Origin of the sequence: Marinobacter aromaticivorans (genome assembly GCF_002806975.1) — a bacterium.
Classification (GTDB): Bacteria; Pseudomonadota; Gammaproteobacteria; order Pseudomonadales; family Oleiphilaceae; genus Marinobacter; species Marinobacter aromaticivorans.
In genome coordinates this window covers 231298-249597 of record NZ_NIHD01000007.1, presented here as the reverse complement: position 1 = coordinate 249597, position 18300 = coordinate 231298, and the positions used below count along the sequence as shown (strand labels likewise).

Sequence of the window (18300 nt, the reverse complement as noted above, 5' to 3'; positions counted from 1 at the left end):
TATGGTAAAAAGTGGTGGAGTTTTCCCAACTTTCTCAAAAATGGTTTCAGACCACCCATTGAAAAGCTCTACAAGGACTACCTGCCTCTTACCTTCGAAGCCTGGAAAACAGCCCACCCTCAGCGTTCGGCGTATGTACCCGAGGCGCTCAAACATACCGTCAAAGCCAACTGGGCCAGGCTGGAACAAGACATTCTTGCCGAAGCAAATGCCCTGAGGCAGCCCTGTATCGATTGTCTGCGTAACGGCGAGCGGCCGCCAGAGTACACTCTGTTGTCGCCGTTGAATCACCGTGCCAGCGTAAGCCTGCAGGTGGCGAAGGATTATGTTTTACGTTTGAAGAGACTTGCGGTGAATGGTTGGTTTCCGGAGCAGTCACCCAGACCGGCGCTGGGGTATGTGGGGTTTGATGAAGTGGCGGGTGAGGGTGCCTCCGCATTCGATGCATTTCTTGATGAAACTCTGGCAGCCAAGAGGTTTTTCCCTGTTGATCAATCAAAATGGCTGTTTAGCCACTCAGGGATGAAGATTCCCACCCAAGAATTGTTCGAAGAGGTCTATGTGCGAGAAATCATGCAGAGCCAATTACTGGCAAGTTCAAAGTTTGGACGCTACTGATGAGCAAATTCAATCTACGGGCACTTTTTCTGTTTGGTGTTGCTTTAGCTGCAGGATTCAGCTTGTGGGCATTTTATAACTCACCCGGGCCGATCATGAGTGCCTCAGTTTCCTCAAGCGGGGCATTTGCCCTCACCGCTCACAAGGATCAGAAGTTGATTCTCTGGGATTTGAAAGCACATAACCGGAAAATCATCAGCCGCGAAGCTAACATCTACAGTGCCTACTTCATTAAAAACCGGGATGTTTTTCTATGGCAGGATCTCGACAATGTCGTGACCGGCCAAACAACGAACGGAGTGACACAGACAGCTTTTGAGTTAGACAAACCGACCTATGGTCACCTTATGACTCAGGATCTCAGCACCTATTACTACTCTGACATTGGCTGGGGTATATTTCGCCGATTGAAAGACGGATCTACAGAGACGATCAAAGCGACCGATGGCAGAGCTTTTCTTGGCTACCGCAAGCTCTTCAATCTCTCGATGGACGATTCTGAGCGCTGGATAGTCTCTGCAGGGAGCGGAGAACCTAAAGGATTTGAACCACCCTATTACCGGTCGATACAAGAGGTTCTTGATCAAGGGGAAGACTTCCAACACATGTATGGTGTTGCTTTATGGAATCTCGAGACCCGACAACCAGCCGCCAAACTGGACGGCAATTCTTCCAAAACCCACGCCACAATAAGCCCTGATGGGCAGTGGATAGTCAGTGCAGATGAAGCTGGAATTGGCCTGTTCTGGAATACAGAGCAGCCAGAAACCCGAAAAAGGCTGGCAAGGTATCATAGTGGGATTTATCTCGAAAATACGCCTTTCGAGATGGGCGACCCAAGAAACTGGGATAAAAGTGGGCTCATTGACGACTCTACCGGTCTCAACACCTTCACCATCGCCGTCGCCTTCATCCACAACAGCGAATACTACCTCCGCTTCGGCAACAACAGTCACATGGCCGCTCTATTCAAAACCGGCAGCCCCTGGCCCGTGAAGTACTTTGACCTTGGTGAATCACCCAGGTTGGTCACCTACGGCAGCAACTACGACCGCAACACCGCCATCGCCACTTCACCCGAAGCGGGTATTCTGGCGATGGGGCATCAGTCTGGCGGTGGAATCAGCGTGTATCAGTTTGACCCGGATGAACTGACGCTGGAGCGGGTTTGGGTGGTGGAGTAGTGGTGCCGGTTAAGGTGGCTGAAAGACTTCTCCGGTACGGGTGGGATAACCAGTTTGTTCGCGCTTACATCAGCACCGCGTAAATAACCCCGGCCAGAATGACCCGGTAAATCACATAGGGCCACATACCCACTTTGTTAAGCCATTTCAGGAAGAAGTGGATGGCGGTAATGGCAATGACAAAGGAAGTCACAGTCCCAACCAAAAACGCCCCCCAGTCCACGATGGTATCTGCAGCCGCCACTTCCAGCAGCTTGACTGCCGAGGCCAGCGCGGTGATGGGTATGGCCAGCAGAAAGGAGAAGCGGGAGGCGGTTTCCCGGCTCATGCCCAGGAACAGTCCGGCAGTGATGGTAATGCCGGAGCGCGAGGTGCCGGGCACCAGCGCGATGGCCTGGGCAATACCGACCAGCAGGGCGTCTTTCCAGTTAAGGCTGTCCAGGGTGCGCTGGCGCTTGGGCATCCAGTCTGCAACCCCCAGTAACAGGCCGAAGAACAGGGTAGTGGCGAAGATGATTTCCACAGCGCGCAGTTCGTTGTCGATGATATCCAGCAACGCCAGGCCGGCGAGGCCAGCTGGGATGGTGCCTATCACCAGATACAACGCCAGTGCGCCCTGGCCGACAACGCGGCGCTGGCCCATGGAAATGAGACCGTCCCGGGCGATGCTGAACACATCGGTGCGAAAGTAAATCACCACGGCCAGCAGCGTACCCACATGCACCGCAAGATCGAAAGCAACACCCTGATCAACCCAATCAAAAAAAGCTGGAACCAGAATGAGATGGGCCGAGCTGGAAATCGGCAGGAATTCGGTCAGTCCCTGAAGAAGGCCAAGGAAAAAAGCCTGGGAAAAATCCATTCTGTGGGTTCCGTTCTGGTCAGAGGTTTACAATTTGATGCGGCGAAAAGATGGGCCGGATATTAGCAGGGTGGCAGTTGGCTGAACAGTTCTCCGGCGCCTGAGGCAGGTCAGGTGCCGGAGTCAGGAAGCCTACGCAGGGAATTTGTCACGGGTACTATTGGCAATGCGCACCAGCATGAGCATGAGGGGTACTTCCACCAGCACACCCACCACAGTGGCCAGCGCAGCACCGGACTGCAGGCCGAACAGGGCAATAGCCGCGGCCACGGCCAGTTCGAAAAAGTTGCTGGCGCCAATCATGGCTCCCGGCGCAGCAATGCAGTGGCGTACTTTCCACAGCCGTGCCCAGCCGTAGGCCAGAAAGAAAATGAACACCGTCTGGATAATCAACGGCACGGCAATCAGGGCAATGTGTAACGGGTTTTGCAGAATCACTTCGCCCTGGAAGGCAAACAACAGCACCAGCGTGACAATCAGTGCAGCCGGGGTGACAGGGCTGAGGCGCTTCATGAATACGTCGTCGTACCACCGTTGTCCGTGCCGGGCAATCAGGGTGCGGCGGGTCAGGTAGCCGGCGGTGAGCGGTATTACGATATACAGCACCACGGACAGCAGCACCGTATCCCAGGGGACCTGGATGTCGGAAATGCCCAGCAGGAACACCACGATGGGCGCGAATGCGAACAGCATGATGATGTCGTTCAGGGACACCTGCACCAGGGTATAAGCCGCATCGCCTTTGGTCAGGTAACTCCACACAAACACCATGGCGGTGCAGGGCGCAGCGCCCAGCAGTATGGCGCCAGCCAGGTATTCGCTGGCCAGTTGCGGTGCAATAAACGGCTCGAACACCACCATCAGGAAAAACCAGGCAATGGCGAACATGGTGAAGGGTTTGATCAGCCAGTTCACGATGGTGGTAATGGCCAGCCCCTTGGGCTCTTTTCGTACGCCCACCACGGCGCTGAAATCAATCTGCGCCATCATCGGGAAAATCATCGCCCAGATCAGTATGGCGATGGGGATTGATACCTGGGCGTATTCGAAGCGCGACAGTGTTTCCGGCACCACCGGCGCAAGCTGGCCGAGTGCCACGCCGGCGATGATGGCCAGGGCGACCCACACAGACAGATAGCGCCCGAACAGGTCCATGCCTTCCGAGGTAGTACTTGCAGCTTCGGTGTTGTGGCTCATGGTTGCCCCTCAGATAGACCGTTGGTTAACACGTTTTGATAATTCTTCTGCACTTTCCTTGCGCTCGGAATAACGGTCGGTGAGATAGCCGCTGCGGTCGCGCACCAGCAGGGTGAATTTCACCAGTTCTTCCATCACATCCACTATGCGGTCGTAGTAGGGGGATGGCTTCATTCGGTCGTTATCATCGAACTCCATGTAAGCCTTGGGAACAGACGACTGGTTCGGGATGGTCACCATGCGCATCCAGCGGCCCAGCACCCGCAATTGATTTACCACATTGAATGACTGGGAGCCGCCGCACACCTGCATCACCGCAAGGGTTTTGCCTTGAGTCGGGCGCACAGCGCCCAGTGAAAGAGGTATCCAGTCGATCTGGGTTTTCATGATGCCGGTCATGGCGCCGTGGCGTTCCGGTGAGCACCACACCATGCCTTCCGCCCACTGCGCCAGTTCCCTCAGTTCCTGAACTTTCGGGTGGGAGGCGTCCTCGGCATCGGCCAGGGGCAGGCCCCGGGGGTTGAAGATGCGGGTTTCTGCGCCCATGGCTGTCAGCAGGCGTGCGGCTTCTTCCGCTGCCAGGCGGCTGAACGAGCGCTCACGGAGTGAGCCGTACAGCAACAGAATACGCGGTGCGTGATCCGAGGGCACCGCAGGAATGAGTTGCTCGCGGGTGGGGGCCCGGAAGAGTCCGGAGTCGATATTGGGTAATTCAGGTATTTTCATAATAAGGTTCAGGGTTCCTGCAAGAACTGCTCAGCCCAGATGTTTCTTGATATCGGCGGCACTGGCAACTTTGCCTTCCACCACAATCTCGTTATCCAGAGCCAGGGCCGGTGTGCGCATGATGCCGGCATCAATAATGGCATTCACGTCGGTGATCTTTTCCACCTCGTAGCTCAGACCCAACTCCCGGGCAGCCTCTTCAGCGTTAGTGGTCAACTGTTTGCATTTGCTGCAGCCACTACCATAAATTGTAATTTTCATTCTAATCTCCTTCGAATACCGGGATGAGTATTGGGGCAGGTATCAGGCGGACACCCACCAGTTACCATAAACAAAGCCTGTAACAGTGGCCATGACCACCACCAGGGCGCAATAAACCAGCGTCTTCTGCGTGCCCAGAATGGTGCGGATAACCAGCATGTTGGGCAGTGACAGGGCCGGGCCGGCCAACAGCAGTGCCAGGGCCGGCCCTTTCCCCATACCTGAGCCCATCAGGGCCTCCACAATGGGCACCTCGGTCAGGGTGGAGAAATACATCAAGGCACCTAGTACTGAGGCCAGAACGGTGGATAGCAGGGAATTGTCGCCCACTGCCGCCGCCACCCAGGAAGAGGGAATCATTCCTTCGTGGCCCGGCCGGCCAAGCGCAAAGCCTGCAACGAATACGCCGGCCAGCAACAGCGGCAGGATCTGCTTGGCAAAGTCCCAGGACTGCGCCGGCCATTCCCGGTCGTCGTCCCGCAGGGTAGCAATAAGCATCAAGCCGCCGATACCGATCACGAACGGTAATTCCGGTATCCCGGGTGCCAGCGCGGCGATACCGGCAATAACCGCGGCCAGTATCAGTAACTGGCTTGCGGGCCAGTTCCAGCGCCAGGCCAGCAGACCAGCGAGAGCCGCCGCCAGTGCTGCGGTGATGGGCCATTTCAGAGCGTGAATGGCCATCCAGGTGGGGCTGTCTGCTGCTGCCCAGTTGGCAAACACCAGAATGCCAACCATCAGAGCGAAGAACAGGGTAATGATACCAACGGGTTTTTCCGCGTTGTCGTCACCGAAGCCCCGGGCATTACTGACGGTGCGCCGGGCTTCTTCCTTGCGATAGATTATGTGCATGATGGCGCCAATCACTACGGCAAAAACGATGGCTCCGACAGCCCGGGCAATACCGATTTCAACACCCAGTACCTTGGCGGTAACAACAATAGCCATAATGTTGATGGCGGGGCCGGAATAGAGAAAGGCCACCGCAGCGCCCAGGCCTGCTCCGCGCCGGTAAATGCCACCGAACAGGGGTAGCACAGTGCAGGAGCAGACGGCCAGCAAGGTGCCGGACACCGAGGCTACGGTAAAGGCGACAGGTTTGGGGGCGGCGGGGCCCAGATAGCGCATGACCGAGCCTTGGCTGATGTACGCGGCCATGGCGCCGGCTATCAGGAACGCCGGCAACAGGCAAAGGATGACGTGTTCGCGGGCGTACCAGTTGGTCAGTCTGAACGCTTCAAGGACGGCGTTATCAAATCGCTCGGTGCCGGCAGGTATGAAATAAATCGCCAGGAATGCGAGGATCATGAAGAACAGCAGATTGCCTTCGCGCTGATTGTCCCGGTAAATCTCCAGGAGTTTTTCTGTCATGATGAATTCCGATGAGTGGAGTTGCGCAATCCTGATATCTTTACTTCGTCACTTTGCCTGCCTATTATCGCTAAAAACGAATATATGGCAAATCGAATATGTAATTGTGTGAAAACTGGAAAACTCCATGAAAAGACACGTTCTGCACCAGAAGGAAATTGCTCTGAAACCGACAAACGATAACCCGGTGGCAATTTTCAAGGCCCTGGGTGACGAGTTGCGGCTGGCTGCCCTGTTGCTGATTCGGGATCAGGGCAAACTGTGCGTGTGTGAACTGACCGAAGCGTTTGAAGTGTCCCAGCCGAAAGTCAGCCGCCATCTGGCTGTTTTGCGGGATTTAGGGTTGGTGGAAACAGAACGCCATGGTCAATGGGTCTATTATTACCTTAGCCCCCGGCTGCCAGCCTGGGTGTCGCGGGTGCTGGATGAAACCGCCCGGCACAATGAGGCATTGATCGAACAGCCCCTGGAGCAGTTGCAGACCATGGCTGAGCGCCCGGGTGTACACTGCCCCTGATTACTTACCGGATACACGGATTGCGAATTTCGCAAGGAGATCATCATGAGCAAGATCAAAGTAGGCATTAACGGATTTGGCCGCATTGGCCGCCTGGCTCTGAGGGCAGCCTGGGGTTGGCCGGAACTGGAGTTTGTGGCCGTCAACGACCCCGGGGGAGATGCCCATACCCTGGCGCACCTGCTGAACTTCGACAGTGTTCATGGTCTCTGGAACCATGAGGCCGAAGCCAGTGGTGATGAGATAGTGATCGACGGCAAGCACATCACCGTAACCCGCAACAAGGCTATCGGTGACACCGACTGGTCTGGCTGTGACGTGGTGATCGAAGCCAGTGGCGCGCACAAGAAGGTTGCGGCGCTGCAGGGCTACCTGGATCAGGGCGTGAAGCGCGTAGTGGCCACCGCGCCGGTGAAGGAAGCGGGGGCCAAGAACATCGTATTGGGGGTGAACGAGCATATTTTCGATCCGGCCAGGGACCGTATTGTTACTGCGGCGTCCTGCACTACCAACTGCCTGGCGCCTGTGGTCAAAGTCATTCACGAAAATCTCGGCATCAAACACGGTTCTCTTACCACCATTCACAGCCTGACCAACAGCCAGAATATCCTCGACGCGCCTCACAAGGACCTGCGCCGGGCCCGAGCCTGTGGCAGTTCGCTGATTCCCACCAGTACCGGTTCTGCCACCGCAATTATCGAGATCTTCCCGGAACTGAAAGGGCGTCTTGATGGCCATGCAGTGCGGATACCTTTAATCAATGCCTCGCTGACCGACTGCGTGTTTGAAGTGGAAACGCCGACGGATCGCGACACCGTGAATCGTCTGTTGAAAGAAGCTGCCGGGGGCGAACTGAAGGACATTCTGGGTTACGAGGAGCGCCCGCTGGTGTCCATCGACTACAAGACCGACCCCCGTTCTTCCATTGTCGATGCTCTGTCCACCCTGGTGGTCAACGGCACCCATGTGAAAATCTATGCCTGGTACGACAACGAATGGGGTTACGCCAACCGCGCTGCGGAACTGGTGCGCAAGGTGGGCGTGGCCTGAGATGAATGCTGCTGTCCGTCAGTATCTGGTGATCACCGGTAACTACTGGGCTTTCACCCTGACGGACGGCGCTCTGCGCATGCTGGTGGTGCTGCATTTCCACCAGCTGGGCTATTCACCCCTGGATATCGCCCTGCTGTTCATCTTTTACGAATTTTTCGGGGTGGTAACCAACCTGGCGGGCGGCTATCTGGGGGCCCGCATGGGCTTGAATCGCACCATGAACATCGGGCTGTTCCTGCAGATTTCGGCGCTGGCCATGCTGGCGGTTCCGGCGGCCATGCTGACCGTCCCCTGGGTAATGGCGGCGCAGGCTGTGTCGGGTATTGCCAAGGATCTGAACAAAATGTCCGCCAAGAGTGGCATCAAACTGCTGGTTCCGGATGAGCAGCAGGGCAGGTTATACCAGTGGGTGGCCATCCTGACCGGTTCCAAGAACACCCTGAAAGGCGTGGGCTTTTTTCTGGGCGGTGTCTTGCTGATGTCGGCGGGTTTTACCGGCGCGGTGATCCTCATGGCGGCGGCGCTTGCGCTGGTGTGGCTGGCCAGCCTGTTTCTGCTCAAACAGGAACTGGGCAAGAGTAAAGCCAAACCGAAGTTCCGCGAGATTCTTTCTAAAAGCCGTGCCATTAACGTGTTATCAGCGGCACGCATGTTTCTGTTCGGAGCCAGGGATGTGTGGTTCGTGGTGGCTTTGCCGGTGTACCTGCACACGGTCTTCGGCTGGGATTTCTGGAAGGTGGGAGGCTTTATGGCCACCTGGGTTATTGGCTATGGCTTTATCCAGACGGTTGCGCCCCGGATTACCGGCAACCTGGAGAGCAAACAGCCTGCCGTGTTCTGGGCCGCCGCCCTGGCGCTGATTCCCGCAGCCATTGCCCTTGGCCTGATGGCGGGCTGGCCGCCGCAGTTCGTAGTTATTGGTGGCCTCCTGTTGTTTGGTGTGTTGTTTGCCATCAACTCATCCCTGCACAGCTATCTGATTGTCAGTTATGCCCGGGGCGATGGGGTATCGCTGGATGTGGGCTTCTATTACATGTCCAACGCTGCGGGCCGGCTGTTGGGGACCATCCTGTCGGGCTGGGTTTATCAGGTTTACGGGCTGGAAGCCTGTTTGTGGATATCTTCGGGGTTGGTGGCCATGGCGGCGCTGTTATCGTCGATGCTTCACCAAAGGCATGCAGCCCTGGCCTGACAGTTGCTGGTGCGTCAAAAGCGCAGCACCAAACCAGCGCCTGCTTCAACCTGAAGGTAGCCGCTGCTGCGGTATTTGAGATCGCAGCCACCGGAACAGAACGCCGAGCCACCGGAGTCGAGGGCCGTGTAGATACCGCGCAGATCCAGCCGCAGGCGCAACCGTTCGTTAAGAAAAAACTGATAACCTCCGCCGAGGGACAGGGCAAGGCGGTGGTGGGTATCGAAGGCTGAATCGTCAGGTTCCAGGCGGGTCACACCCAGCACGCCGGAAGCGAAACCGCCGTAGGTTTTGCCTCCGGGAAAATAGAGGCCACCAAACTGCAGCTGGTAAATTGTAACGTCGATGGCCTGTGTGCCAGGGGCAAAGTGGCCGTTATCGAGCTTTGCCGAGGTTTCCTGCCGGCCGAAATACAGCTCGCCCTGCTTGCCCGCTTCCGGCAGGTCGAAGTTCAGTGTCAGCCCGTGGCTTGTGGTGTCCGTGAAGCGGATTTGGTCTTTGATGCTGGCGCCAGAGGTTTCAATATCGACCGAGCTGCCCATGCGGTAGCCCACATAAGGTGCGACGCCGATATCGGCCACCGCTGGCGAGGCGGTCAGGGCGAAGCATAGCGCCAGTGCGATTAACTGCCTGAAGTTCATGGGTTCCGGGTCTCTGTTGTCGCGCTCTGGCCAGTTTCAACGTTATGGTGTCACCATTACAGATACGGGCAACCTTGCCAATAGGTGGGGATGATCCAATAAAGCAATAAGTCTGATCAGAATGGAGGTGTTTCTTATGCCGGAGACCAACGTAGTGGTAATCACCGGAGCCAATCGCGGCATAGGTCTGGAACTTGCCCGCCATTATGCCGGTGAAGGGCATGAAGTGATTGGCGTGTGCCGGCAATCGTCTGAAGAACTGGCAAGCGTGGCGGCACAAGTGATCGAGGGCGTAGATGTCACCACCAACGAGGGTATTGCAAAACTTAAAGCCGGGCTGGCTGGCAAAAGCATCGGCCTGCTGATCAACAACGCCGGCCTGCTGCAGGATGAGCAACTGGGCAGCATTGATTTCGATTCCATCCGCATACAGATGGAAATCAACGCCTACGCACCCTTGCGTGTGGCCGAAGCACTGGTTCCGTTGATGGGGCAGGGCAGCAAAATTGCCAATATCACCAGCCGCATGGGCTCCATTGCCGATAATGACTCAGGTGGTCGCTACGGCTATCGAGCCTCCAAGGCGGCACTGAACGCCTTTGGTAAATCATTGGCGATGGATTTGAAGCCCAAAGGGATTGCCGTGGCCCAGTTGCACCCGGGGTATGTGAAGACCCGCATGGTGAACTTTGGTGGCCTGATTACCCCGGAAGAATCCGCCCGGGGCCTGGCGCAACGCATTGCCAGTCTGAGCCTGGAGAATACCGGCTCCTTCTGGCACAGCAATGGTGAGGAACTGCCGTGGTGAGCCGGCTTTGACCGGCCTTGTACTGGAAAACGTCAGCGTTGGCGCCCTGAGAGAGGTGTCTCTGACGGTACCCGGTGGGCAGGTGGTTTGCCTGTCTGGCCCTTCGGGCAGCGGCAAGAGCCGTCTGTTGCGAGCGTTGGCTGACCTGGAACCCCATGGCGGCAGGATTTTCCTGAAGGGCACCAACCAGTTGGATATGCCCGCTCACCAGTGGCGGGGCCGGGTTGTTATGGTACCGGCAGACAGCCAGTGGTGGTTTGATGAGGTGGGTGCTCACTTTCCTGATAAGGCCGGTCAACGGTTGCCCCCGGCACTGGGGTTGCCACCAGAAGTAATGGCCTGGTCGGTCAGCCGCTTGTCTTCCGGCGAACGTCAGCGGTTGGCGCTCTGGCGGGCACTTTCCCTGGAGCCCCAGGCATTGTTGCTGGACGAACCTACCGCCAACCTCGATGGTGAAACCACGAAAGCCATTGAAGCCTGGCTGCTGGGAGAAATCCGGCAGCGCCAGCTCGCAACCCTGTGGGTGGCCCATGACCCGGCCCAGATTCAACGTGTGGCCAGCGCCCACTATCGCATTCATGGAGCCCGGCTGGAGCCTGTTTATGGAAGTGATTGATCTGGCCTGGTGGAAGCTCGCGCTGGCGGCGTTGCTGATACTGGCGTTGGCGGTGACTGGCCATGTGAGCCGGCTCGGTATCACCCGCAGCCTGTTGATTGCCACCACGCGCACGATCATCCAGCTGGCACTGATCGGGCTGGTACTGGAAGCCTTGTTCGCATCCTCGGCTTTTTACTGGATTGCCCTGCTGGCGCTTATCATGCTTTTGGTGGCAGGCCGGGAGGTGGTTGCCCGCCAGAGCCGGCGATTGCGCGGACGGTGGGCCTTCGGCATTGGCACCGGCGCCATGTTTGTGTCGTCGTTCACGGTCACGGTACTGGCCTTGACGGTGGTGATCGGCCCGGAACCCTGGTATGCCCCGCAATATGCGATTCCCCTGTTGGGGATGATGCTGGGTAACACCATGACCGGTGTCAGCCTGGCCCTGGACCGGTTAAACGAGTCCGTCTGGCGGCAGCAGGCCGTGGTCGAAAATCGGCTGATGCTGGGGCAGACCTGGCGCCAGGCTCTGGAAGACATTCGCCGGGAGGCCATGCGCAGCGGCATGATGCCCTCAATCAACGCCATGGCTGCGGCGGGCATTGTCAGCCTTCCGGGCATGATGACCGGTCAGATTCTGGCTGGGAGCCCGCCGGCGGTGGCGGTGAAATACCAGATTCTGGTGATGTTGATTATCACCGCCGGTACCGGGTTCGGAGCACTTATAGCCGTATCCTGGGGCGGTCGCCGGCTGTTCGACGAGCGTCAACGGTTGCGGCTGGACCGATTGGTGAAAACCTGATCAGGCAGGCTGTTCCGGCACTTCCCGGATACGCCCGTGTTCATCAATGGCAACGTACACAAACCGGCCTTCGGTCACCTTGCGTGGGTGTTTGGCGGTGCGGTCGAGGGTCCACACTTCCACATGGATCTTCATTGAGCTTCGGCCTATGTCTACCAGCTCACAGTAGCAGCCAACCTGCGACCCAACCCGCAGAGGCGAAAGAAATTCCATCCTGTCCATGGCTACGGTGGCATTCCGGCCCAGTGAAATACGCCCGGCCATGGTGGCAGCGGCAATATCCATCTGTTTGACCAGCCAGCCGGCAAAAACGTCGCCGTTGGCGTTTGTATCCTGGGGCAGGGGCACTACCTGAAGGGTCAGGTCGCCACGGGGTTTGGGTTTGTCGTCATCGTACGCAGTCATGGAGCCAGCCTTTATTTTAATCTCTGGAATTATTTTCCTAGCATGTTAACGGCCCAGCAGGCGGCTGCAAGCTTATTCGGGGCTTGTGCGCAATTTTTCAGGCGCTGTAATAAAGCTGTCATACAGAAGCTCTAATCTTTACCCATCAGTAAACCGGTGCTGTACACAACATAAGTGACTGATGGAGATTCAATGTGATTAAACCGAACAAGGCTTTTGCGATTGCTGCACTGACTGGCGGGTTGTCCCTGGTTTCCGCTTCGGCTCTGGCCCGAGACACCGTAAACGTTGTAGGTTCCTCAACGGTTTACCCTTTCGCAACGGTGGTTGCAGAGCGCTTTGGTCGTAATACTGATTTCCCCACGCCGAAACTGGAATCCACTGGCTCCGGCGGCGGTTTCAAGCTGTTTTGTGCCGGCATTGGTACCCAGCATCCGGACATTACCAACGCTTCCCGCCGGATGAAATCCAGCGAATTCGAGATGTGCCAGCGCAATGGTGTGGAAGCCATTACCGAAGTGAAAATCGGCGCCGATGGTATCGTAATCGCCAACTCCAGGAAAGCCGACCGAATGGATCTCAGCCTGCGCCAGGTATTCCTGGCCCTGGCCAAGGACGTTCCGGATCCTCAAGGCGGTGACAAACTGGTTGCGAATCCTTACGACAAATGGAGCGATATCGACGCCGGCCTGCCAGCCAAGGAAATCCGTGTGATGGGACCACCGCCCACTTCCGGCACCCGCGACGCTTTCGTCGAAATCGCCATGGAAGGTGGCTGCAAAACCTTTGGTTTTATCGAAGCGATGGAAAAGAAAGAAATGCGTAGTGTTTGCCACAACATGCGTGAAGATGGCGCGTTTGTTGAGGCCGGTGAAAACGACAACCTGATTGTTCAGCGCCTGGCCCAGGATAAAGACACCCTGGGTATCTTCGGTTACAGCTTCCTGATGGAAAACAGTGGTGAAATCCAGGCCTCCACCATAAACGGTGTAGAGCCCACCCCCGACACCATTGCCGATGAGCAGTACCCGGTGGCCCGTTCCCTGTTTTTCTACATCAAGAATGCCCACGCTGGTGTGGTTCCCGGTGTTCAGGAGTATGCCAAAGAGTTCACCAGCGAAGGCGCCTGGGGCGACAATGGTTACCTGGTAGATGTAGGGCTGATCCCCAACCCCCGCAATGTGCGCCTGGAAACAGCCAAAGCGGTCAGGGAACTCAAGCCGATGACAGGCAATGAGCTTTAATCCACGATTGGCAAGCAACAGGGGCTATGAATCAAGGAGGCAGTCATGAACCAGAGAGAAAGCCATGCCGACATCTGATTTGTTACCCCTGGTTCTGTTGCTTGCCGCAGTGGCTTATGGCTTGGCTTTTATCCGTTCCCGGGCTGTGGCAATGCCCCTGGGGGGCATTCGCAACCTCAAGGCCCTGCCGGTTTACTATGCCGCCAGAGCCGCACTCTGGTGTGCGATCCCGGCACTGATTGTTCTGGGCGCCTGGGCGACGTTCGAGGGTAAGGTTATTCAGGACATGGTGATGGCTTCCTTGCCGGCAGAGCTGGCGCCGCAATCAGCAGGGCAGGCGAGCCTGACCCTTTCCCAGATCAGCAATCTGGCCGCCGGCAAGCTGGACCCAGCCATGGTTCCGGAGGGCATTTCAGGCGCCGCGACATTGCTGCAGGAGTTGCGGGAGCAGAGCAGTCGCTTCAAAGCGCTATTGGTGATTCTGATTGCCGTTCTTGGCGGGACCTTTGCCTGGACGCGAATCGCACCCCACATCAACGCCCGCAAGAGTGTGGAGCGTACTCTGCAACGCCTGTTTTTTGTATCTGCAGCCGTCGCAATCCTGACTACCATCGGCATCGTTTTCTCGGTTATTTTTGAAACTGTCCGCTTCTTCGGCAAGGTGCCGGTTACGGAATTTCTGTTTGGTACCAACTGGAGCCCGCAAACGGCTTTGCGGGCGGATCAGGTGGGTTCCGAGGGCGCCTTCGGCATTATTCCGCTGTTTACCGGCACTCTGATGATTTCGGCCATTGCCCTGCTGATTGCGGTGCCGGTGGGCCTGCTGTCGGCGGTGTATCTCTCCGAGTATGCCAGCGGCCCGGTGCGTTCGGTGGTCAAACCGCTGCTGGAAATGCTGGCGGGCGTACCCACCGTGGTTTATGGCTTTTTTGCAGCACTTACAGTGGCGCCTTTTATTCGTGACCTGGCACTTATGCTGGGCCTTGAGGCCTCCTCCCAGAGCGCCCTGGCGGCGGGGCTGGTGATGGGCATCATGATTATTCCGTTTGTGTCGTCGCTGTCGGACGATGTCATCAACGCGGTTCCGCGCAGCCTTCGGGATGGTTCCCTGGCGCTGGGCGCCACCCAGTCTGAAACCATGAAGAACGTGATTTTCCCGGCCGCTTTGCCCGGCATCATGGGCGGCATTCTGCTGGCCGCCTCCCGGGCGATTGGTGAAACCATGATTGTGGTGATGGCTGCGGGGCTGGCCGCAAACCTGACCGCTAATCCGCTGGATTCGGTGACTACTGTAACGGTGCAGATTGTCACCCTGCTCACTGGTGACCAGGAATTCGACAGTGCCAAGACACTGGCCGCCTTTGCCCTGGGCATGGTGCTCTTCATGGTAACCCTGCTGCTGAACGTGATTGCACTGAAGATTGTGCGCAAATACAGGGAACAATATGACTGATCCAGGCTCACAGGCGGAGCTGGTCCGCCGCTCGCTCAAGCGACGCTATGGCAAGGAACGCCGGTTTCGCTTGTATGGCATCGCCGCTGTTTCGGTTGCACTCTTCTCTCTGGCGGTTCTGTTTACGGACATTGTCAGCAAGGGCTATACCGGCTTTATCAAAACCACGGTGACCCTTGATGTCCACCTGGATGGTGAATTGATGTACCTGAACGATGCCTCAGATCCGGAGCAGATGGCCATGGCGGATTTTCAGGCGCCCATCATCAAGGCTCTGCAAGAGTATTTCCCAAATGCCACCAGCCGTGCGGATAAGCGTGAGCTCAGCCGGATGACCGGCAGCTATGCCAGCAATCAGGTTCGCGATCTGCTGAAGGAAAACCCGGACTGGCTGGGCAGCACCCGCACCATCGAGTTCCCGGCTCACGATACGGTGTCGGTCTACGTAAAACATGCGGGCGACCCCGGCTACTCCATACGCCTCACTGAGCAGCAACAGCGCTGGACGGACGAACTGCTCAGTAAAGGCGTGATCGATACCGGTTTCAACGATGTGTTTTTCACCAGTGGCGACTCCCGGGAGCCTTCCAATGCCGGTATTCTCGGTGCTCTGGTCGGGTCTTTACTGACCATGGCGATCACACTGGTGATTGCCTTCCCGGTGGGCGTGGCTGCGGCGGTTTATCTGGAGGAGTTTGCGCCCGGTAATCGCCTGACGGACTTTATTGAGGTCAACATCAACAACCTGGCTGCCGTACCTTCCATCATCTTCGGGCTACTGGGGTTGGCGGTATTTATCGGGCTGTTCGGTATGCCCCGCTCGGTACCCGTGGTGGGTGGCCTGGTGCTGGCGTTGATGACATTGCCCACCATCATTATTTCGAGCCGTGCCGCAATCAAGAGCGTGCCGCCGTCGATTCGCGAGGCTGCCCAAGGCATAGGGGCTTCAAAAATGCAGGTGGTTCTGCACCACGTTCTGCCTCTGGCCATGCCCGGCATGCTGACAGGCTCCATCATCGGCATGGCGCAGGCACTGGGTGAAACCGCACCTCTGTTGCTGATCGGCATGGTGGCGTTCATTGTCGAGATACCGGATGGCTTTTTCAGTTCCGCCACCGTACTGCCCGTGCAGATTTTTATCTGGGCCGGCAGTGCAGAACAGGGTTTTGTGGAGCTTGCCTCCGCCGGCATTATGGTTCTGCTGGCCTTCCTGATCACCATGAATGCGTTTGCCATCTGGTTGCGCAAGCGCCTTGAGCGCCGCTGGTAAAGAGGCAACACCGGTGAACGCTACGATTAACACTGTTTCCAGCACTATCCCGAGCAATACGAAGTCAACCGCGATCAAAGAGGCACCTATGCCTGAAGCAGACCTGATAAAAGCACCGATTGAGCGCCCGGCAGATACGGTAATTGAAGAAGGCAAAACCGTCGGTGTCCCGTTTTCGGATGATCCCAAGTTCCAGTTGCGGAATGTGGAGGTGTTTTACGGCGAAACCCGGGCCATTAAAAACATCAGCCTGGATATCGCCCGCAACGAGGTAATTGCCTTTATCGGGCCTTCCGGTTGTGGCAAATCCACTTTTTTGCGCTGCCTGAATCGGATGAACGACAGCATTGAAAACTGCCGGATCAAAGGCTCACTGCTGCTGGACGGCCAGGATATTTACGACCCCAAACGGGATGTGGTGGAGTTGCGTGCCCGTGTGGGCATGGTGTTTCAGAAGCCCAACCCCTTCCCCAAGTCTATCTACGATAACGTCGCCTACGGCCCCCGTATTCATGGCCTGGCCAACCGCAAGTCGGATCTGGACGATATCGTGGAAAACAGCCTGCGCAAGGCCGGCCTGTGGAATGAAGTGAAGGATCGCCTTGATGCCATGGCAACCGGTATGTCCGGTGGCCAGCAGCAGCGCTTATGTATCGCCAGAGCCATAGCGGTCAGCCCGGAAGTGGTGCTGATGGATGAGCCCTGTTCGGCCCTGGACCCAATTGCCACCGCCAGAATTGAAGAACTGATTGCCGAGCTGTCCGAGAGCTACACCATTGTGATCGTGACTCACTCCATGCAACAGGCCGCGCGGGTTTCCAACCGCACCGCCTACTTTCATCTGGGCCATCTTGTGGAAGTAAACGACACCAGCAAGGTATTCACCATGCCGGAACATGAGCTGACGGAATCCTACATCACCGGCCGTTTTGGCTGATGTGGGTGCAAAAGAACAGGGGAGAGAAACACAATGGCGAAAAAAAGAGACGACGTTTACGGAGACCACATCTCCAACCGGTTCAACGATGAGCTTCTGGCCCTTAAAACCCGCTTCCTGAAAATGGGCGGGCTGGTGGAAACCCAGATCGACAGTGCCGTGAAGGCGTTGATTGACGGTGACGGGTATCTGGCTGAAGAAATCCGGGCAAAAGACAGGACGGTGGACCGGATGGAGATGGATATAGATGAAGAAGCCATGCTCATCATCGCCCGGCGCCAGCCCACTGCGAGGGATCTGCGGCTGGTGATTTCAGTGATTCGTATGGTGGCAGACCTGGAGCGGGTGGGCGACGAAGCCAAAAAGATTGCCAAGTTTGCGATCAAGCTCACCGAGGAAGGTCAGGCGCCCCAGGGCTATGTGGAAGTGCGCAATATCGGCGCCCATGTGATGGGTATGCTGCATGACTCACTGGATGCCTTTGCCAGACTGGATTCCGAACAGGCTTTGCGGGTAATGAAAGAAGACAAGCGGGTGGATGAGGAGTATCAGGCGGCGGCCCGCACTCTGCTGACCTTCATGATGGAAGACCCACGTAATATTTCACGCTGTATGTCAGTGATGTGGGTACTGCGGGCGTTGGAGCGGGTAGGCGATCATGCCTGCAACATTGCAGAGAACGTGATTTTCATGGTTAAAGGCGAAGATGTTCGTCATACGCCGATGGAAGAAGCAGAGCGGGTTGTGGGGCGTTAAGCCCCACGTTGATCACGCCCTGTCGGCTCAGGCCTGCTTCATTTTATCCGTATAAGGTGGCCAGCCCAGCGGCTTTCCAGCCAGCAGGTGAAGGTGAATGTGGAACACGGTCTGCCCGGAGTTCTCGCCGCAGTTCATCACCGTGCGGTAGCCGTCGTCGGCAAAACCCATCTCTTTGGCGAGCTTGCCTGCTACCCAGTACAAATGGCCCACCAGCTCGCGATCCCCCTCCTCGATGTCATTGATGGTGGCAATGAGTTTTTTCGGGATGATCAGCAGGTGCACCGGTGCCTGGGGGTTGATATCGCGAAACGCCAGGCTGATGTCGTCTTCATAAACGATATCCGCCGGGATTTCGCGGTTGATGATTTTGCTGAAAATAGTTTCGGACATCTTGGCTTCCTT

Annotated in this window: 21 protein-coding genes; 13 read left to right on the top strand and 8 right to left on the bottom strand. The window is 56.9% G+C overall.

From position 1 onward, the window contains the following. Positions 1–618 (top strand): hypothetical protein (locus tag CDH48_RS12405; protein WP_157807826.1); only part of this gene is annotated, 618 nt, incomplete at its 5' end. Further along, positions 618–1802 (top strand): WD40 repeat domain-containing protein, encoded by a 1185-nt coding sequence (locus CDH48_RS12400; protein ID WP_100689052.1) that lies wholly within the window; start codon positions 618–620, stop codon positions 1800–1802. The genes CDH48_RS12405 and CDH48_RS12400, both read left to right, overlap by 1 nt. Before the next feature lie 64 nt (positions 1803–1866). On the opposite strand, the gene CDH48_RS12395 is transcribed toward CDH48_RS12400, so the two are convergent. The 5 genes from CDH48_RS12395 to CDH48_RS12375 form a co-directional block, all read right to left on the bottom strand. Beyond that, the gene (locus tag CDH48_RS12395; RefSeq protein WP_100689051.1) at positions 1867–2664 is read right to left on the bottom strand and encodes an undecaprenyl-diphosphate phosphatase; all 798 of its coding nucleotides are present in this window, start codon (positions 2662–2664) and stop codon (positions 1867–1869) included. A gap of 132 nt (positions 2665–2796) precedes the next feature. Continuing rightward, positions 2797–3861 carry an ACR3 family arsenite efflux transporter gene (gene arsB, locus CDH48_RS12390; RefSeq protein WP_100689050.1) on the bottom strand — a complete coding sequence of 355 codons (1065 nt, stop codon included), beginning with the start codon at positions 3859–3861 and terminating at the stop codon, positions 2797–2799. Positions 3862–3870: 9 nt separating this feature from the next. Continuing rightward, positions 3871–4587 carry an arsenical resistance protein ArsH gene (gene arsH, locus CDH48_RS12385; protein WP_100689049.1) on the bottom strand — a complete coding sequence of 239 codons (717 nt, stop codon included), beginning with the start codon at positions 4585–4587 and terminating at the stop codon, positions 3871–3873. A gap of 30 nt (positions 4588–4617) precedes the next feature. Then, positions 4618–4848 carry a thioredoxin family protein gene (locus CDH48_RS12380; RefSeq protein ID WP_100689048.1) on the bottom strand — a complete coding sequence of 77 codons (231 nt, stop codon included), beginning with the start codon at positions 4846–4848 and terminating at the stop codon, positions 4618–4620. 42 nt (positions 4849–4890) lie between these two features. Next, positions 4891–6219, bottom strand: a complete 1329-nt coding sequence (locus CDH48_RS12375) for a permease (protein ID WP_100689047.1) — start codon at positions 6217–6219, stop codon at positions 4891–4893. A gap of 127 nt (positions 6220–6346) precedes the next feature. Between CDH48_RS12375 and CDH48_RS12370 the strand changes: the two genes are divergently transcribed. From CDH48_RS12370 to arsJ, 3 genes are read left to right on the top strand one after another with little or no spacing between them, the layout of a single operon-like run. Beyond that, positions 6347–6736, top strand: coding sequence for a metalloregulator ArsR/SmtB family transcription factor (locus tag CDH48_RS12370; protein WP_100689046.1), 390 nt, complete (start codon positions 6347–6349; stop codon positions 6734–6736). A 45-nt stretch (positions 6737–6781) separates the two neighbouring features. Next, a complete protein-coding gene (locus CDH48_RS12365) occupies positions 6782–7786 on the top strand; it encodes an ArsJ-associated glyceraldehyde-3-phosphate dehydrogenase (protein ID WP_100689045.1) in 1005 nt (334 codons plus the stop codon). A 1-nt stretch (position 7787) separates the two neighbouring features. Then, positions 7788–8981, top strand: a complete 1194-nt coding sequence (arsJ, locus tag CDH48_RS12360; RefSeq protein WP_100689044.1) for an organoarsenical effux MFS transporter ArsJ — start codon at positions 7788–7790, stop codon at positions 8979–8981. A 14-nt stretch (positions 8982–8995) separates the two neighbouring features. Here the strand turns inward: arsJ and CDH48_RS12355 are convergent, their stop codons facing one another. Next, the gene (locus CDH48_RS12355; RefSeq protein WP_100689043.1) at positions 8996–9622 is read right to left on the bottom strand and encodes an outer membrane beta-barrel protein; all 627 of its coding nucleotides are present in this window, start codon (positions 9620–9622) and stop codon (positions 8996–8998) included. 136 nt (positions 9623–9758) lie between these two features. Between CDH48_RS12355 and CDH48_RS12350 the strand changes: the two genes are divergently transcribed. Genes CDH48_RS12350 through CDH48_RS12340 form a run of 3 tightly spaced genes read left to right on the top strand, consistent with a single transcriptional unit; the run spans position 9759 to position 11830 of the window. Next, positions 9759–10430, top strand: coding sequence for an SDR family oxidoreductase (locus CDH48_RS12350; RefSeq protein WP_100689042.1), 672 nt, complete (start codon positions 9759–9761; stop codon positions 10428–10430). Further along, entirely contained in the window at positions 10408–11046 is a 639-nt protein-coding gene (locus CDH48_RS12345) for an ABC transporter ATP-binding protein (protein ID WP_100689041.1), read from the top strand. Before CDH48_RS12350 ends, CDH48_RS12345 begins: the two co-directional genes overlap by 23 nt. Further along, positions 11033–11830 carry an ABC transporter permease gene (locus CDH48_RS12340; RefSeq protein WP_100689040.1) on the top strand — a complete coding sequence of 266 codons (798 nt, stop codon included), beginning with the start codon at positions 11033–11035 and terminating at the stop codon, positions 11828–11830. The genes CDH48_RS12345 and CDH48_RS12340 overlap by 14 nt, the downstream gene beginning before the upstream one ends. Here the strand turns inward: CDH48_RS12340 and CDH48_RS12335 are convergent, their stop codons facing one another. Then, complete coding sequence (locus tag CDH48_RS12335) at positions 11831–12235, bottom strand: acyl-CoA thioesterase (RefSeq protein WP_100689039.1); 405 nt, start codon at positions 12233–12235, stop codon at positions 11831–11833. 194 nt (positions 12236–12429) lie between these two features. Between CDH48_RS12335 and CDH48_RS12330 the strand changes: the two genes are divergently transcribed. The 5 genes from CDH48_RS12330 to phoU all read left to right on the top strand — a co-directional run bounded on the left by CDH48_RS12330 (position 12430) and on the right by phoU (position 17895). Further along, the gene (locus CDH48_RS12330; protein ID WP_227521069.1) at positions 12430–13479 is read left to right on the top strand and encodes a substrate-binding domain-containing protein; all 1050 of its coding nucleotides are present in this window, start codon (positions 12430–12432) and stop codon (positions 13477–13479) included. A 64-nt stretch (positions 13480–13543) separates the two neighbouring features. Next, the gene (pstC, locus tag CDH48_RS12325; protein WP_100689038.1) at positions 13544–14932 is read left to right on the top strand and encodes a phosphate ABC transporter permease subunit PstC; all 1389 of its coding nucleotides are present in this window, start codon (positions 13544–13546) and stop codon (positions 14930–14932) included. Beyond that, entirely contained in the window at positions 14925–16202 is a 1278-nt protein-coding gene (gene pstA, locus CDH48_RS12320; RefSeq protein ID WP_100689037.1) for a phosphate ABC transporter permease PstA, read from the top strand. Before pstC ends, pstA begins: the two co-directional genes overlap by 8 nt. An 88-nt stretch (positions 16203–16290) precedes the next feature. Beyond that, the gene (gene pstB, locus CDH48_RS12315; protein ID WP_100689036.1) at positions 16291–17139 is read left to right on the top strand and encodes a phosphate ABC transporter ATP-binding protein PstB; all 849 of its coding nucleotides are present in this window, start codon (positions 16291–16293) and stop codon (positions 17137–17139) included. Between the two features lie 33 nt (positions 17140–17172). After that, positions 17173–17895: a phosphate signaling complex protein PhoU gene (phoU, locus tag CDH48_RS12310; protein ID WP_100689035.1), complete on the top strand. Its 723-nt coding sequence runs from the start codon at positions 17173–17175 to the stop codon at positions 17893–17895. 27 nt (positions 17896–17922) lie between these two features. Here the strand turns inward: phoU and CDH48_RS12305 are convergent, their stop codons facing one another. Next, positions 17923–18288, bottom strand: coding sequence for a histidine triad nucleotide-binding protein (locus tag CDH48_RS12305; protein WP_100689034.1), 366 nt, complete (start codon positions 18286–18288; stop codon positions 17923–17925). Positions 18289–18300: the final 12 nt, after the last annotated feature.

Bases quoted from the DNA above. Each gene is read 5' to 3' on its own strand.
- CDH48_RS12375 (WP_100689047.1), bottom strand. From the start codon at position 6,219: ATGACAGAAAAACTCCTGGAGATTTACCGGGACAATCAGCGCGAAGGC.
- CDH48_RS12335 (WP_100689039.1), bottom strand. From the start codon at position 12,235: ATGACTGCGTACGATGACGACAAACCCAAACCCCGTGGCGACCTGACC.
- CDH48_RS12345 (WP_100689041.1), top strand. From the start codon at position 10,408: ATGGTGAGGAACTGCCGTGGTGAGCCGGCTTTGACCGGCCTTGTACTG.
- pstA (WP_100689037.1), top strand. From the start codon at position 14,925: ATGACTGATCCAGGCTCACAGGCGGAGCTGGTCCGCCGCTCGCTCAAG.
- CDH48_RS12350 (WP_100689042.1), top strand. From the start codon at position 9,759: ATGCCGGAGACCAACGTAGTGGTAATCACCGGAGCCAATCGCGGCATA.
- pstC (WP_100689038.1), top strand. From the start codon at position 13,544: ATGCCGACATCTGATTTGTTACCCCTGGTTCTGTTGCTTGCCGCAGTG.
- CDH48_RS12370 (WP_100689046.1), top strand. From the start codon at position 6,347: ATGAAAAGACACGTTCTGCACCAGAAGGAAATTGCTCTGAAACCGACA.
- phoU (WP_100689035.1), top strand. From the start codon at position 17,173: ATGGCGAAAAAAAGAGACGACGTTTACGGAGACCACATCTCCAACCGG.
- CDH48_RS12365 (WP_100689045.1), top strand. From the start codon at position 6,782: ATGAGCAAGATCAAAGTAGGCATTAACGGATTTGGCCGCATTGGCCGC.
- CDH48_RS12395 (WP_100689051.1), bottom strand. From the start codon at position 2,664: ATGGATTTTTCCCAGGCTTTTTTCCTTGGCCTTCTTCAGGGACTGACC.
- CDH48_RS12340 (WP_100689040.1), top strand. From the start codon at position 11,033: ATGGAAGTGATTGATCTGGCCTGGTGGAAGCTCGCGCTGGCGGCGTTG.
- CDH48_RS12355 (WP_100689043.1), bottom strand. From the start codon at position 9,622: ATGAACTTCAGGCAGTTAATCGCACTGGCGCTATGCTTCGCCCTGACC.
- CDH48_RS12305 (WP_100689034.1), bottom strand. From the start codon at position 18,288: ATGTCCGAAACTATTTTCAGCAAAATCATCAACCGCGAAATCCCGGCG.
- arsH (WP_100689049.1), bottom strand. From the start codon at position 4,587: ATGAAAATACCTGAATTACCCAATATCGACTCCGGACTCTTCCGGGCC.
- arsJ (WP_100689044.1), top strand. From the start codon at position 7,788: ATGAATGCTGCTGTCCGTCAGTATCTGGTGATCACCGGTAACTACTGG.
- pstB (WP_100689036.1), top strand. From the start codon at position 16,291: ATGCCTGAAGCAGACCTGATAAAAGCACCGATTGAGCGCCCGGCAGAT.
- CDH48_RS12380 (WP_100689048.1), bottom strand. From the start codon at position 4,848: ATGAAAATTACAATTTATGGTAGTGGCTGCAGCAAATGCAAACAGTTG.
- CDH48_RS12400 (WP_100689052.1), top strand. From the start codon at position 618: ATGAGCAAATTCAATCTACGGGCACTTTTTCTGTTTGGTGTTGCTTTA.
- arsB (WP_100689050.1), bottom strand. From the start codon at position 3,861: ATGAGCCACAACACCGAAGCTGCAAGTACTACCTCGGAAGGCATGGAC.